Raw genomic sequence first — 14,019 nt, forward strand, 5'->3', positions numbered from 1 at the left:
GGTCGGAGCGGGCCGAGCCCGCGCCGGGGCGGGACACCGGCGCCGGGTCACCGTTGCCGGGACACCGCCGCCGGGTCACGCTCGCCGGGTCACCCGAACGGGTAGCTCCGCCAGGGGCGCCAGACCTCGTCCGCGTCGAAGCGGGAGAGGCCGAAGCCCGGCACCGGGAAGTCCGCCCGGAAGCCGCGCGCCTGCTCGTACGCCTGGTCCAGCACGTCGTCGGACAGGCCGTGGGCGACCGTCACGTGCGGGTGGTACGGGAAGGCCAGCTCGCGGGCCAGCGGGCCGGAGCGGATGTCCGCCTCCAGCAGCCGGCACTCCTGCGCGCCCTCCTCGACCCGGACGTACACCACCGGGGAGACCGGGCGGAAGGTCCCGCCGCCGCGCAGCAGCATCCGGAACGGCCGGTGCGCGGCCGCCACCGCCGCCAGGTGCTCCTCGATCTTCGGCAGCAGCTCCGCGGGCACCTCGGTCGGCGGCAGCAGGGTGACGTGCGTGGGTATCGACCGGGCCAGCGGATCGCCGTGCCCGGCCCGGGCGTCCTGGATCGCCGCGCCGTACGGATCCGGGACGCTCACGGACACGCCGATGGTGACGACCTCGGGGAGGTCGCCACCACCGGGCAGGCGCGTGAGCGGAGTCACCGCTTGGCGGCCGGGAGGAAGCCGATCCGGTCGTACACCGTCTCCAGCGTCACCGACGCCACCGCACGGGCCTTGTCGGCGCCGATCGCCAGCACCCGGTCCAGCTCGGCCGGGTCGTCCAGGAACATCCGGGTGCGCTCCTGGAACGGCGTCACCCACTCGGTGAACAGCTCGGCCAGCTCGGTCTTCAGGGCGCCGTACATCCGGCCCTCGAAGTGCGCGACCAGCTGGTCGATCGTCTGGCCGCTGAGCGCGGAGTGGATGCGCAGCAGGTTGGAGACGCCGGCCTTCTCCTGCTCGTCGTAGGAGACGACGGTGCCGGTGTCGGTGACGGCGCTCTTGAACTTCTTGGCGCTGGCCTTCGGCTCGTCCAGCAGGCTCACCAGGCCCTTGGGCGAGGAGGCCGACTTGCTCATCTTCACGCCCGGGTCCTGGAGGTCCTGGATCTTCGCCGTCTCCTTGAGGATGTACGGCTTCGGGACGGTGAAGGTCGGGCTGTAGCGGGTGTTGAAGCGCTCGGCGATGTCGCGGGTGATCTCCACGTGCTGGCGCTGGTCCTCGCCGACCGGGACGGCGTCCGCCTGGTAGAGCAGGATGTCCGCGATCTGCAGGATCGGGTAGGTGAACAGGCCGACGGTGGTGCCCTCGGCACCGTACCGGGCGGACTTGTCCTTGAACTGCGTCATCCGGGAGGCCTCGCCGAAACCGGTGAGGCAGTTCATCACCCAGGCGAGCTGCGCGTGCTCGGGCACGTGCGACTGGACGAACAGCGTGCAGTCGTCCGGGTCCAGGCCGGCGCCGAGCAGCTGGGCGGCGGAGACCCTGGTGTTCTGGCGCAGCGTCGCCGGGTCCTGCGGCACCGTGATGGCGTGCAGGTCGACGACCATGTAGAAGGCGTCGTTGGCCTCCTGGAGGTCGACCCACTGGCGCACCGCGCCCAGGTAGTTGCCGAGGTGGAACGAGCCGGAGGTGGGCTGGATGCCGGAGAGCACCCGGGGACGGTCCTTGACCGGACCAGTGACCGCTGCGTTGACCATGCGGGCCATTGTTCCAGTTCCACCGCTCGCTCAGGAAACCTCCGCCCCCGCGGGGTCGGCCAGTGTGACCGCACTCACCCCCACCCGGGCGATCCGCCGGCCCTCGACCTTGGCCACCGTCAGCAGCACCCCGCCGCCGCCCTCGACCGGGACCCGCACCTGGTCGCCGTCCCGGGGCAGCCGGCCGAGGGCGGCGACCAGGCAGCCCGCCACCGTCTCGTACGGGCCCTCCGGCAGGGTGACGCCGGTCTCCTCGGTGAAGTCGCCGAGGTTGAGGAGACCGTCCAGCTCCATGCCGCCACCGGCCAGCCGACGGGTGGGGGCGGCCTCCGGGCGGTCGTACTCGTCCCGGATCTCGCCGATCACCTCCTCGACCAGGTCCTCCAGGGTGACGATCCCGGCGGTGCCGCCGTACTCGTCCACCACGATGGCCAGGTGGTGGCCCTCGCGGCGCATCTCGCCCATCGCCTCCAGCACCCGCTTGGTGCCGGGCAGCAGCTTGACCGGGCGGGCCAGGTCGCGGACCTTGGCGGCCTGCTCGCCGCGCGCGCCGTACAGGTCGCGGACGTGGACGAAACCGACCACCGCGTCGGCGCTGCCCTCGACCACCGGGTAGCGCGAGTGCGGCGAGGTGTCGGCCTGGTGCCGGACGGCGGCCAGCGGGCGCTCGGCGTCCAGGAAGGTCACCTCGGTGCGCGGGACCATCACCTCGCGCAGCTGGCGCTCCCCGGCGGCGAACACGTCGGCGATCAACGCCCGTTCGTCGCTTCCGAGTTCGGTGTTGGTGGCGACCAGGCCGCGCAGCTCCTCGGAGCTCATCGAGCCGCGGCCCGCCGTCGGGTCGCCGCCGAGCAGCCGGACCATCAGGTCGGTGGAGTGGCCGAGCAGCCAGATCGCCGGCCGCAGCACCACCGACATCACGTCCACCACCGGGGCGGCGACGACCGAGATCGACTCGGCGCGCTGCAGGCCGATCCGCTTGGGGGTCAGCTCGCCCAGCACCAGCGAGGCGTAACTGATCACCAGGGTGAGGCCGACCAGCGCCACCGCGTCGGACACGCCCTCGGAGAGCCCGGCCCGGACGAACAGCGGGGCGACCTTGCCGGACAGGGTGTCCGCGCCGAAGGCGGCGGACAGGAAGCCCATGCAGGTCACCCCGACCTGGACGGCGGCCAGGAAGCGGTTGGGGTCGGCGGCCAGGTGCGCGGCCCGCGCCGCGCGCCGGGTGCCGCGCCCCTCCAGCGCCCGGATCTGGCCCTCGCGCAGCGAGATCAGCGAGATCTCGGCGACGTTGAACAGCCCGCCCAGCAGGATGAAGACGAGGACGAGCGCGGCGTCCCCGAGTGTTTCGTTCACAGCGGGCCAGTGTAGGGCGGCCGGTACCCGCCGGCGCCGGACACGGCGGCGGGCCCGGAGGCCGGACGCGGCGGCGGCCCGCCGCTTCCGGGAGGGAAGCGGCGGGCCGCCGGTGGAGCCGTGCGGGGCGGGCTCAGATGAGGCCCAGCTCCTGGACCGCGTCGCGCTCCTCGGTCAGCTCCTTGACCGAGGCGTCGATGCGGGCGCGCGAGAAGTCGGAGATCTCCAGGCCCTGGACGATCTCGAACTTGCCGTCCTTGGTGGTGACCGGGAAGGACGAGATCAGGCCCGCCGGAACGCCGTACGAGCCGTCGGAGACGACGCCCATGGAGGTCCAGTCGCCCTCGGCGGTGCCGTTGACCCAGGTGTGGACGTGGTCGATGGCGGCGTTGGCGGCCGAGGCGGCCGAGGAGGCGCCACGGGCCTCGATGATGGCGGCGCCGCGCTTGGCGACGGTCGGGATGAAGTCGTTCTCCAGCCAGGCCTGGTCGGCGCCGACGGCCTCGAAGGCCGGCTTGCCGGCGATCTCGGCCTGGAAGATGTCCGGGTACTGGGTGGCGGAGTGGTTGCCCCAGATGGTGACGCGCTTGATGTCGGAGACCAGGGCGCCGGTCTTGGCGGACAGCTGGCCGACGGCGCGGTTGTGGTCCAGGCGGGTCATCGCGGTGAAGCGCTCGGCCGGGACGTCCGGGGCGTTGCGCTGGGCGATCAGGGCGTTGGTGTTGGCCGGGTTGCCGACGACCAGGACCTTGATGTCGTCCGCGGCGTGGTCGTTGATGGCCTTGCCCTGCGGGCCGAAGATGCCGCCGTTGGCCTGGAGCAGGTCGCCGCGCTCCATGCCCGCGGTGCGCGGACGGGCGCCGACCAGCAGCGCGACGTTGGCGCCGTCGAAGGCCTCGTTCGGGTTGTCGGTGATCGTGATGTCGCGCAGCAGCGGGAAGGCGCAGTCGACGAGCTCCATGGCGGTGCCCTCGGCGGCCTTCAGGCCCTGCGGGATCTCCAGGAGGCGCAGGTTCACCGGCACGTCGGCACCGAGCAGGTGGCCCGAGGCGATGCGGAAGAGCAGCGCGTAGCCGATCTGGCCGGCCGCTCCGGTGATGGTGACGTTGACGGGGGTGCGGGTCATTTCTACCTTCTCCAGCAAATCGCCAGGCGCCCCAGGCACACCGGCACTGGAGCCAGGATGATCTCTCTCGACGTCGAGAGACCGGCGTCAGGTTATCGCAAAGGGAAGCGTACGCCGGGTGTCCCGGCGTGGCTGATGCGTCACAGAAGAAAGGCGGCCCCCGCCCCGGCCCTGGGTTTCCATGGGCCGGGCGGGGGCCGCCTCGGACGTCGGGTCAGTGCCTGGGCCGGCCCATCAGCTGGCCGATGTTGTCGAGCAGCGGGATCTGCACCCACGGGTTCGGCTGCGCCACCAGGGTCAGCAGCACGATCGAGATGCCCAGGAAGCTCAGCACGATCACGTCCGTGAAGCGGCTGCGCACCGCCAGCATCCCGACCTCGGGCAGCACCAGCCGCAGCACCGCGCCGAGCAGCACGCCGCCGCCGAGGATCAGCAGCCCGTACTTGAAACCGTCCTTGAAGTCGGCGAACCAGGTGACCGCGAGGCCGGCGCCGACGACCAGCAGGACCAGCGTGATCGGCCACTGCCGCACCGGCAGGGCGTGAGCGCGCCCGAGGGCCGCGGCCGAGCCCTCGGGGGGCAGGGTGCCGGTGGTCCTGACCGGCCTGCGGCGGGTCCGTGCCGGTCGCGGTTCAGTCATGCTCGCCGTCCCTGGGGTGTCAGATGCCGGCGCGGCGCTCGGCCGCCTCGACGATGTTGTTGAGCAGCATCGCGCGGGTCATCGGGCCCACGCCGCCGGGGTTCGGGGAGATCCAGCCGGCCACCTCGGCCACGCCCGGGTGCACGTCGCCGACGATCTTGCCCTCGCTGCGGCTGACGCCCACGTCCAGCACCGCCGCGCCCGGCTTGACGTCCTCCGGCTTGACCAGGTGCGGCACGCCGGCGGCGGCCACGATGATGTCGGCCTTGCGCAGGTGGGCGCCGAGGTCCCGGGTGCCGGTGTGACACAGGGTGACGGTGGCGTTCTCGCTGCGGCGGGTCAGCAGCAGGCCGATCGAGCGGCCGACGGTGATGCCGCGGCCGACCACGACCACCTCGGCGCCGTCGATCTCGACGTCGTGGCGGCGCAGCAGCTCGACGATGCCGAGCGGGGTGCACGGCAGCGGGCCCTCGATGCCCAGGGCGAGCCGGCCGAGCGAGGTCGGGTGCAGGCCGTCGGCGTCCTTGTCCGGGTCCATCAGCTCCAGGACCGGGTTCTGGTCCAGGCCCTTGGGCAGCGGCAGCTGGACGATGTAGCCGGTGCAGGACGGGTCGGCGTTGAGCTCGCGGACGACGTTCTCGACGTCCTCCTGGGTGGCGGTGGCGGGCAGCTCGCGCTGGATCGAGGCGATGCCGACCTCGGCGCAGTCCTTGTGCTTCCCGTTCACGTACCAGCGGCTGCCCGGGTCGTCGCCGACCAGGACGGTGCCGAGGCCGGGCGTGACGCCCTTCGCCTTGAGGGCCGCCACGCGGGCGGCGAGTTCGGACTTGATCGCGGCGGCGGTGGCCTTGCCATCGAGAATCTGGGCAGTCATGACCCCATTCTCCCGGATCGCGGGGAGACTCCGTACCGAGGGCGTCCGACGGCTCCGGCGGCCCCGGGCGAGCCGACGGGCGGGTGGACGAACGGGTGGACCGCCGGGTGAACGGACGGACACGAAGGTCCGCCGCACGTTGCGGTTGCGCCACAGTCTTGACGCGGCGCGCGGAACCGGCTGGACAGGGCGCCGTCGTCCGGATGACGATAAGCGCGCATTCCCGCCGCGATACCGGCCCGGTGACGGGCCGACGGACCCCGCGGCGGGCGTACCCGGGGGAAAGAGCCAGTGAGCCGACCACAGCAGAACGAGCCGTCCGACCGCGCGGGCACCGTCCGCCCCGCGCCGCACCCGTCGGCCGCCTCGCGCCACTGATGCTCACCACGCTGCCGAGCCGCGGCGCCCGTCACCGCCGCCGGGCCGTCACCCCGCTCCGCTGACGTCCCCTTCGGCCGGTGAACCGACTCACCGACCGGCACCGGACCGTCCGTGTCCCGTCCCCGCGTCCCCGTAACCGCCCGGAGGCATACATGAGTTACCCGCCCGACCCGAACAACCCGTACGGCCAGCCGCCGGCCGCCCCGGGCTACGGCTACCCGCAGCAGGCCCCGCCGCCGGCCGCCGCGTACGGCTACCCGCAGCAGGCCCCGGCCTACGGGTACGCGCCGGTGGCCCCGCCGACCATGCCGGGCCTGGTGACGACCGCCCGCGTGCTGCTGTTCATCGTCGGCGGCGTGCAGACGCTCGCCGCGATCGCCTACATGATCATCGGTGCGGCCGCCAAGGACGTCACCAACGCCGGCCGGGCCGCGACCAACGACAACCCGATCACCGCGCTGGGCGACGCCGCCGCCGGTGTCCTGATCGTCGTCGCCGTGGTGTTCGGCCTGTTCGCCGCGCTCTCCATCACGCTGGGCGCGAAGTTCGGCAAGGGCGGCAACGCCGTCCGCGTCACCACCATCGTGTACGGCTCGCTCGGCGGCCTGGTCGGCCTGCTGATCCTGCTCGGCGCCATCTCCGGCGGCACCGCCGTCGGCCTGGTGATGGCCCTGCTCTGGCTGGCGGTCAGCATCATCTGGATCACCGCCATGTGCGTCCAGGACGGCGTCAACTGGTTCAACCGGCCGCGGTACTGACCGGCCCGCACGACAGAGCGGCCCGGCTCCCTCCTCGGAGGGGGCCGGGCCGCTCTGTCATGCCGTCACGCCGTGGGCGGGATCAGTGGAAGAAGTGCCGCGCGCCGGTGAAGTACATGGTCACGCCGGCCTCGGCGGCCGCCGCGACGACCTCCTCGTCCCGGATCGAGCCACCGGGCTGGACGATCGCCCTGACGCCGGCCGCGATCAGGATCGCCGGGCCGTCCGCGAACGGGAAGAAGGCGTCCGAGGCCGCGTAGGCGCCCTTGGCGCGCTCGCCGGCCCGCTCGACCGCGAGCTTGCAGGAGTCCACCCGGTTGACCTGGCCCATGCCGACGCCGACCGAGGCGCCGTTCTTGGCCAGCAGGATCGCGTTGGACTTGACGGCCCGGCAGGCCCGCCAGGCGAACGCCAGCTCGGCCAGCTCGGCCGCGGACAGCGCCTCACCGGTGGCGAGGGTCCAGTTCGCCGGGTCGTCGCCCTCGGCGTGCACCCGGTCGGCGTCCTGGAGCAGCACGCCGCCGGAGACCGGGCGCACCTCCCGGCGGTTGGCCGGGGCCTCGGGGGCGAGCAGCACCCGCAGGTTCTTCTTGCGGGTGAGCACCTCCAGGGCGCCCTCCTCGTAGCCGGGGGCCACGACGACCTCGGTGAAGATCGGGGCGATCTGCTCGGCCAGCGCGACGGTGACCGGGCGGTTGACGGCGATCACGCCGCCGTACGCGGAGACCGGGTCGCACTCGTGCGCCTTGCGGTGCGCCTCGGCGACGTCGGCGCCGGTCGCGATGCCGCACGGGTTGGCGTGCTTGATGATCGCGACGGCCGGCTCGGCGTGGTCGTAGGCGGCGCGCCGGGCGGCGTCGGTGTCGACGTAGTTGTTGTACGACATCTCCTTGCCGTGCAGCTGCCGCGCGCCGGCCAGGCCGCCGGTTCCGTCGCTGTACAGCGCGGCGCCCTGGTGCGGGTTCTCGCCGTAGCGCAGCACGTTCTGCCGCTCCCAGGTCGAGCCGAGGAACTCGGGGAACCGCTCGTCGCTGGGCGCGTAGCCGTCCTCGAACCAGGAGGCGACGGCCACGTCGTAGGCGGCGGTGTGGGCGAACGCGGCACCGGCCAGGCGCTTGCGGGTGGCCAGGTCGAAGCCGCCCTCCCGGGCCGCCTTCAGCACGTCGCCGTAGCGGGCCGGGTCGACCACCACGGCCACCGAGGGGTGGTTCTTGGCGGCGGCGCGGACCATGCTCGGGCCGCCGATGTCGATCTGCTCGACGCACTCGTCCGGGGTGGCGCCGGAGGCGACGGTGGCCTTGAACGGGTAGAGGTTCACCACGACCAGGTCGAAGGGCTCGACGCCCAGCTCGGCCAGCTGCGCGCGGTGCGACTCCAGCCGCAGGTCGGCCAGCACGCCGGCGTGCACGCGGGGGTGCAGCGTCTTCACGCGCCCGTCCAGGCACTCCGGGAAACCGGTCAGCTCGGAGACCTCGGTCACCGGGACGCCGGCGGCGGCGATCCGGCCGGCGGTGGAGCCGGTGGAGACGATGGCGACCCCGGCGGCGTGCAGGCCCTGGGCCAGCTCCTCCAGACCGGTCTTGTCGTACACGCTGATCAGCGCGCGACGGATCGGACGAACGTTCTCCGAAACGGGCGTGGTGGAGCTGGCACTCATGCTCCCACCTCGCTGCGCTCGGCGGGCGCTGCGCGCCAGGCACCTTCCTCGATGACTCGTTCGCTGCGCTCACTCATGTGCCGGAATCCATACCTTTCGGTCCTCGATGCGGTGACCCTCGCGGGCCAGCCGGCCCACGACGTCGACGAGCAGCTTGCGCTCGACAGTCTTGATGCGCTCGTGCAGCGCGTCGCCGCCATCGGCGTGGTCGGCGTCGACGACCTCGACGACGCCCTGCGCGATGATCGGCCCGGTGTCCACGCCGGCGTCGACCAGGTGGACGGTGCAGCCGGTGACCTTCACCCCGTACGCGAGCGCGTCGGTGACGCCGTGGGCGCCGGGGAAGGCGGGCAGCAGTGCGGGGTGGGTGTTGACGATCCGCCCGGCGAAGGCGGCGATGAACTCGGGGCCGAGGATCTTCATGAAACCGGCCGTGACCACCAGGTCCGGCTGGTACTCGGCGGTGGAGGCGGTCAGCGCGCGGTCCCAGGCGGCCCGGTCGGGGAAGTCCTTCACCCGGTGGACGAAGGTCGGCAGGCCGGCCTTCCCGGCGCGCTCCAGGCCGACGATCCCGTCCCGGTCCGCGCCCACGGCGAGGATCTCGGCGCCGTACGCCGGATCGGCCGCGGCGTCGATCAGCGCCTGCAGGTTGGTGCCGGAACCGGAGACCAGCACCACCAGGCGGGCCGGTCCGGGCGTACGGGGCGGGAAGTGCTGGGCGGGGGCGGCGGCCACTGCGCGTCTCTCCGTAGGTCGGGCGCCGTCCGCTGGTACGTCCACCGGCGGTGGGGCCACTACGAACGGCAGGTCGAGCGAGGGGGAACTCCGGGAAAACCCGCCGCGACGCGGGCCCGGGGAACCTCTGTGGGCTGCTGACCGTCACCACGATAACGGCTGGTCGGACGGCCTCCGCACCCTCCCGGCGGCGCTACGCGCGTAGTTGAGACGGGGATCTCCTCCGGCCCGCCGCACCGCAGTCGCCCGGCCCGCGGCGGCCCACCGGCGGTCGCGCACCGGCCCCGCGGCACGGGCCGCCGGTGGGCCGGCGGACGGCTGCGGGATCATTGGGGGCGCGGGAGACCGCTCCGACGCGAGAACCTCCGAACGAGCCCCGACCGAGAAGGAATGGCTGAACCCATGAGCAGCGGCGACGACACCGGCGAGCGCAACCCCTTCACACCGCCGCCGGCGGATGCCCCGGACCAGCCGTGGCAGCCGCGCAGCCCCTGGGGCGGCGGGGGCCACGGCTCCGACGGGCAGGGCGGCCAGGACGGGCAGGGCGGCCAGGACGGCCGAGGCGGCTCCGACGGGCAGGGCGGCCGGCGCCCCCAGCTGCCGCCGCCGTGGGGCCCCGGCGGCGACGGCCGCCCCGGCCAGCGGCCGCCGGCCCCGCAGCCGCCCCGGCTCGACCTCGCCGATCCGGCCCACCGCAAGGCCCGCAACGCCGCGCTGGCCGGGCCGTTCGCCCTGGTCTGCCTGTTCGCGGGGTTCCACTGGATCGCCCTGCTGGTCGGGGTGCTCGGCATCGTCTGGGGCGTCGGCGCGCTGCGCGCCCGGCGGACCGGTCCGGCCGCCGCCGCGGTCGCCGGACCGGGCGGCCCGGTGCCGGTGGCCCCGGCGTCGAACCCGCTCACCCCGGCCGCGCTCGCCGGCATCCTCACCGGTGCGATGACCGTCGTGGTCGCCACCTCGGTGATCGGCCTCGGGTACCACTACCGCGACTACGTCACCTGCGTCCAGGACTCGCTGACCAGCGTCGGCGCCCAGAACTGCGACCGGTACGCGCCGCAGTGGTACGTGGACTTCACCGGGAACGCCGAGTAGTCGGACCTCCGGATCCGCTCGGCCGGGTCCGGTCAGGCGTCCGGGTCCGGTCAGGCGTCCAGGTCCACGCGGTCGACCGGGTCCACGCGCTCGACCGGGTCCCGGTCATCGGGGCCGGGGCCGCCGGCGCTCCTCGTGCCCGGCGCGGAGAGGCGCAGCACCAGGGCGTACGTACGGGCGCGCAGCCTCAGCGCACCCCGGCGGGCCCGCCGCGCGAGCCGGGCGGACACGCCCCCGCCGTCCGCCGGGCCCAGCGTGCGGTACCGGACCAGCAGCGCGCCCGGAACGGCGACCAGCGCGATCCAGCCCGCCGCCACCGGGCCCGTCCACGGCACCGGCCCCACCCAGGCCAGCCGCTCCCCCGCCAGCGCCCCGCCGGAGAGCCAGCCCAGCACCGCCGCCCCGGCCCCGACCGTCAGCGCCGCCGCCAGCGCGGCCACCGCCGTCGCCGCCGCCGGCCAGGGCCGGGGGCGCTCGCCGGCCCCGGCCACGGCGGGCCGCCGCCCCGCCGCCGCGCGGCCCAGCAGCACCGCCGGCACCACACCGGCCAGCAGCGGCAGCGCCGACACCGCGAGCCGCCAGCCGCCCGGGCCGTCCGCCGGCAGCAGGGCGAACAGCGGGAACTCGGGCACCGGGCCCAGCGCCGTACCGGTCGGCGCCACCACCGTCCCGGTGCCCACCGCGAAGCCCGGACCCAGCGCGTACGCGGCGCCCCACAGCACCGCGTTCGGCAGCACGGCCAGCGCGAGCAGCAGCAGTCCCACCACCGCGGCGGGACCGCCGCCCAGCAGCGCCGTCCCGCGCCCGCCGCCGGCCACCGCGTCCAGCACCGCCGAGCACGCCACCAGCAGGCCGCCCGCCGCGACCAGCCCGGCCCCGCCCGCCAGCGCCGCGGCCCGTACCACCGGCGCGCCGTCGGCCGGGCGGCAGCGCGGGGGGAGGCGGTCCAGCGGGGAGTCGGCCGGCAGGTCGAGGGCGGTCACCGAGCGGGCCCCGGCGGCCGTCGCCAGTCCCGCCACCAGCGCCACCACCAGGACGTCCAGCAGCACCCGGCTGCGGAACGGCCCGGCTCCCGCGCAGTGCAGCGCCACCCCGACGGCCACCGCACAGTAGCCCGCCCACACCGCCACCGGACCGCCCCAGCGCGAACGCAGCCCGCGCCGCGCCGCCACCCCGGCGGCTGCCCGGTGGAGCCGGACCACGGCCAGGGCGCCGAGCAGCAGCGGAGTGACGGTCAGCGGGGCGTCCGCCGGCCCGCGCAGCACCGGCGCGCCGTGCGCGAGCAGCCAGAGCACTCCCGCCAACCGGGTGACAGCGGCCGCGCCGTCGTCCGCGTACGGCGACACCACCCAGCACCCGAGCACCGGCGCCCCGACCACCGCGAGGCCGACCAGCGCCGTCCGCACTCCCGCCAACAGGTCGGCCAGCGCGGGGCGTACGCCCAATTCACCGGGTGACTCCAGGATCGGACGGCCCATCAGCTGCGTCATGGGCCACATGGTGCCAAGGCGACTCGCCATGCTCCGTGAAGCGCCAAACCGCCGCCGTGTCCCAGATTATTGGCTTATGCGCATTTTCAGACCTTGCCCCCAAGCCGCCGGCGCCCCGGCCCGGAGCGTCTGATGACCACGCCACCCACCGCCGACTCCCCCACCCCGGAGCGCCACCGCAAGCCGGCCCGCGCCGACACCGACGCGGGTCGGCTGCTGCGGAAACTGACCCCCCGTGAGGCCCAGACCCTGGCCCACCTCGCGGCCGGCCACGACCTCCCCCGCACCGCCGCCGCCCTCGGGGTCACCCCCACCACCGTCCGCAGCTACCTCCAGCGCGCCCTGCGCAAGCTCGGCGCCCGCACCGAGGCGGAAGCCCTCGCCCTGCTGGCCGGCGCACTGCCGCACCCCCCGGGCCCAGGCCCGACCGGGCAACCGGTGAGCTTCGCCGGTCGCAACCCGGCCGATCTGGGACCGGCCTCGGCAGCCGGCCCGGGACCGGCCCCGGCAGCCGACCGCGCGCGGCCAGGACCCACGCCGGGCGGGGAAGCGGACGGCAAGCGGCGCCGCTCCCGAACCGGGAGGCCGTCGCCCGGCCCGAAGGGCGCCGCCCCCGAGCGCGCGCAGGAGGAGTGCACGCCCGAGGCCCGGGCGGCAGGCGCCGCCACCGGGCCGGCGCGCCCGGCCGCACCGGCGACGCCCGACGGCCTGCGCCGGCCGTCCGACCCGGGCCGCGAACCGGCACCTCCGACGGCCCCCGGTCGGCCCGGCGGCCCGCCTGCCGCCGGGCCGGCCCGGGCCGGGGACGTCCGGAGCGGGGACGTCCGAGCCGCGAACGCAGGGCCGGCGACCGCCGCGACCGCATCCGGCGACCCCGGCCGTACACGGCAGGCCGAGCGGGAGGGACGCGCCGCCGACCCCGCGCCCGGGGCAGGCCACGTCGACACGCCGCACCGGGCCCCGACCGCGCCGGAAGCGGCCGGAGCGCGGCCGCCCGACCGGGCCGGGAAGGCGGAGCAGGAGGAGCACGCCGCCGCCCCCTCCCCCGCGGCCCGCGTCCGGTCCCCGGCCGAGCCCGCCGTCGGCCCCGGGTGGGCGGCGCTGGCCGCCGCCGCTCCCGCGGACGCGGACGACGACCTCGACACGGAGCCCCCGGCCGCCCCGGCGATGGACTTCGAGGAGCTGTACGAGACCGCGCACACCCGGCTGGTGCAGCAGATGTTCCTGCTGACCGCCTGCCGCCACCGGGCGGTGCACTGCGTGCGGCGGGCGTTCGGGGAGGCCCGGCGGCACTGGGAGGCGGTGGCCGGTTCGGGGAGCCCGGAGGGGTGGGTCCGGGTGCGGGCCTGCGAGCTGGCGCTGTCCCCGTGGCACCGGGGCGGGCCCCGGCGCTCGCACGCGTGGGGGTTGCCGCACCGGCGGATCAAGGTGCGGCCGGCCGACGAGGCCCAGGCGGTGCTGCCGGACCACGACCGGCTGACCGACCGGGACCGGGCGCTGCTGAAGGCCCTCAGGAGGCTGTCCCGGCCGCAGCGCCGGGCGCTGGTGCTGCACGACGGGCTGGGGCTGCCGGCCGCGGCGGTCGCGGTGGAGGTGGAGTCCACCCTGGCGGCGGCCGAGGGGCGGGTGTGGGCCGCCCGGACGGCGCTGGCGCGGTGGGTGCCGGATCTGGTCGGGCCGGATCCGGCGGCCCCCGGCTTCGCGGACGGGCTGAGCGGGCTGATGCACCGGGCCGCGGTGCGCGGCTGCCCGGAGCCGCACCGGATGCCGGTTCCGGCGCTGCGGGCCCGGCACCGGCTCCGGACGGCGAGCCGGACGGGCGCGGCGGCGCTGCTGACGGTCGCGGTGGGCGGGGCCACGCTGGCCACCCTGGCGGGGGTGCGCCCGGCGGAGCTGTTCCGGCCGGTCGCCCCGCCGGCGCCCGCGCTGTGCCTGCCCGCCGACGGGGCGGGTGCGGAGCCGGGCGTGCCGCTGGTGCCCGGCGGCACGCCGAGCGGCGTCACCAGCATCTGGTGCAGCCCGGCGCCCGGTCTGGAGGCCGTCCTGGTGGCACCGCGGGCGCAGGCGGTCGCGCGCTGGGAGCTGCCGTCGGCGGGCCGGGGCGCCGCTCCGCCGCCGCAGGGCCCGGCGGTCTGCCGGCTGTGGTCGCCGCAGCCGTGCACGACGGGGCCGACGGGGCCCTGAGCCGCAACGGCGAGCGCCCCCGCCCGGGAAGGGCGGGGGCGCTCGTCA

12 protein-coding genes are annotated in these 14,019 nt (G+C 75.5%); 3 read left to right on the top strand and 9 right to left on the bottom strand.

Going from position 1 to position 14,019, the window contains the following annotated elements; translation table 11 throughout:
• Nucleotides 1-89 precede the first annotated feature (89 nt).
• The 6 genes from ACIQI7_RS33010 to ACIQI7_RS33035 all read right to left on the bottom strand — a co-directional run bounded on the left by ACIQI7_RS33010 (nucleotide 90) and on the right by ACIQI7_RS33035 (nucleotide 5,677).
• Nucleotides 90-578, bottom strand: coding sequence for a 2'-5' RNA ligase family protein (locus ACIQI7_RS33010; protein ID WP_387756460.1), 489 nt, complete (start codon nucleotides 576-578; stop codon nucleotides 90-92).
• Between the two features lie 62 nt (nucleotides 579-640).
• A complete protein-coding gene (gene trpS / locus ACIQI7_RS33015) occupies nucleotides 641-1,636 on the bottom strand; it encodes a tryptophan--tRNA ligase (RefSeq protein ID WP_401117299.1) in 996 nt (331 codons plus the stop codon).
• Nucleotides 1,637-1,711: 75 nt separating this feature from the next.
• Complete coding sequence (locus ACIQI7_RS33020) at nucleotides 1,712-3,037, bottom strand: hemolysin family protein (RefSeq protein WP_387756458.1); 1,326 nt, start codon at nucleotides 3,035-3,037, stop codon at nucleotides 1,712-1,714.
• A gap of 133 nt (nucleotides 3,038-3,170) precedes the next feature.
• Nucleotides 3,171-4,163 (bottom strand): malate dehydrogenase, encoded by a 993-nt coding sequence (locus ACIQI7_RS33025; RefSeq protein WP_401117233.1) that lies wholly within the window; start codon nucleotides 4,161-4,163, stop codon nucleotides 3,171-3,173.
• A 214-nt stretch (nucleotides 4,164-4,377) separates the two neighbouring features.
• The gene (locus ACIQI7_RS33030; RefSeq protein ID WP_387756454.1) at nucleotides 4,378-4,803 is read right to left on the bottom strand and encodes a DUF3017 domain-containing protein; all 426 of its coding nucleotides are present in this window, start codon (nucleotides 4,801-4,803) and stop codon (nucleotides 4,378-4,380) included.
• Between the two features lie 19 nt (nucleotides 4,804-4,822).
• Nucleotides 4,823-5,677, bottom strand: coding sequence for a bifunctional methylenetetrahydrofolate dehydrogenase/methenyltetrahydrofolate cyclohydrolase (locus tag ACIQI7_RS33035; protein ID WP_359819675.1), 855 nt, complete (start codon nucleotides 5,675-5,677; stop codon nucleotides 4,823-4,825).
• A gap of 533 nt (nucleotides 5,678-6,210) precedes the next feature.
• Between ACIQI7_RS33035 and ACIQI7_RS33040 the strand changes: the two genes are divergently transcribed.
• Nucleotides 6,211-6,816 carry a hypothetical protein gene (locus ACIQI7_RS33040; protein WP_387756451.1) on the top strand — a complete coding sequence of 202 codons (606 nt, stop codon included), beginning with the start codon at nucleotides 6,211-6,213 and terminating at the stop codon, nucleotides 6,814-6,816.
• A gap of 82 nt (nucleotides 6,817-6,898) precedes the next feature.
• Here the strand turns inward: ACIQI7_RS33040 and purH are convergent, their stop codons facing one another.
• Both purH and purN read right to left on the bottom strand, forming a co-directional pair.
• Nucleotides 6,899-8,473, bottom strand: a complete 1,575-nt coding sequence (gene purH / locus ACIQI7_RS33045; RefSeq protein ID WP_401117236.1) for a bifunctional phosphoribosylaminoimidazolecarboxamide formyltransferase/IMP cyclohydrolase — start codon at nucleotides 8,471-8,473, stop codon at nucleotides 6,899-6,901.
• Between the two features lie 69 nt (nucleotides 8,474-8,542).
• Nucleotides 8,543-9,208 (bottom strand): phosphoribosylglycinamide formyltransferase, encoded by a 666-nt coding sequence (gene purN, locus ACIQI7_RS33050; RefSeq protein WP_401117238.1) that lies wholly within the window; start codon nucleotides 9,206-9,208, stop codon nucleotides 8,543-8,545.
• Between the two features lie 402 nt (nucleotides 9,209-9,610).
• On the opposite strand from purN, the gene ACIQI7_RS33055 reads away from it, so the two are divergent.
• Nucleotides 9,611-10,297 (top strand): hypothetical protein, encoded by a 687-nt coding sequence (locus ACIQI7_RS33055; protein ID WP_401117240.1) that lies wholly within the window; start codon nucleotides 9,611-9,613, stop codon nucleotides 10,295-10,297.
• Nucleotides 10,298-10,347: 50 nt separating this feature from the next.
• Here the strand turns inward: ACIQI7_RS33055 and ACIQI7_RS33060 are convergent, their stop codons facing one another.
• A complete protein-coding gene (locus ACIQI7_RS33060; RefSeq protein ID WP_401117242.1) occupies nucleotides 10,348-11,787 on the bottom strand; it encodes a DUF6350 family protein in 1,440 nt (479 codons plus the stop codon).
• 132 nt (nucleotides 11,788-11,919) lie between these two features.
• Between ACIQI7_RS33060 and ACIQI7_RS33065 the strand changes: the two genes are divergently transcribed.
• Nucleotides 11,920-13,971 carry a sigma factor-like helix-turn-helix DNA-binding protein gene (locus ACIQI7_RS33065; protein WP_401117244.1) on the top strand — a complete coding sequence of 684 codons (2,052 nt, stop codon included), beginning with the start codon at nucleotides 11,920-11,922 and terminating at the stop codon, nucleotides 13,969-13,971.
• Nucleotides 13,972-14,019: the final 48 nt, after the last annotated feature.

This window comes from Kitasatospora sp. NPDC092039, from assembly GCF_044756065.1.
Classification (GTDB): Bacteria; Actinomycetota; Actinomycetes; order Streptomycetales; family Streptomycetaceae; genus Kitasatospora.

What these genes read in the sequence shown, in the direction of transcription:
- ACIQI7_RS33025 (WP_401117233.1), bottom strand. Translation starts at nt 4,163, where the DNA reads ATGACCCGCACCCCCGTCAACGTCACCATCACCGGAGCGGCCGGCCAG.
- ACIQI7_RS33030 (WP_387756454.1), bottom strand. Translation starts at nt 4,803, where the DNA reads ATGACTGAACCGCGACCGGCACGGACCCGCCGCAGGCCGGTCAGGACC.
- ACIQI7_RS33035 (WP_359819675.1), bottom strand. Translation starts at nt 5,677, where the DNA reads ATGACTGCCCAGATTCTCGATGGCAAGGCCACCGCCGCCGCGATCAAG.
- ACIQI7_RS33040 (WP_387756451.1), top strand. Translation starts at nt 6,211, where the DNA reads ATGAGTTACCCGCCCGACCCGAACAACCCGTACGGCCAGCCGCCGGCC.
- purH (WP_401117236.1), bottom strand. Translation starts at nt 8,473, where the DNA reads ATGAGTGCCAGCTCCACCACGCCCGTTTCGGAGAACGTTCGTCCGATC.
- ACIQI7_RS33055 (WP_401117240.1), top strand. Translation starts at nt 9,611, where the DNA reads ATGAGCAGCGGCGACGACACCGGCGAGCGCAACCCCTTCACACCGCCG.
- ACIQI7_RS33060 (WP_401117242.1), bottom strand. Translation starts at nt 11,787, where the DNA reads ATGACGCAGCTGATGGGCCGTCCGATCCTGGAGTCACCCGGTGAATTG.
- ACIQI7_RS33065 (WP_401117244.1), top strand. Translation starts at nt 11,920, where the DNA reads ATGACCACGCCACCCACCGCCGACTCCCCCACCCCGGAGCGCCACCGC.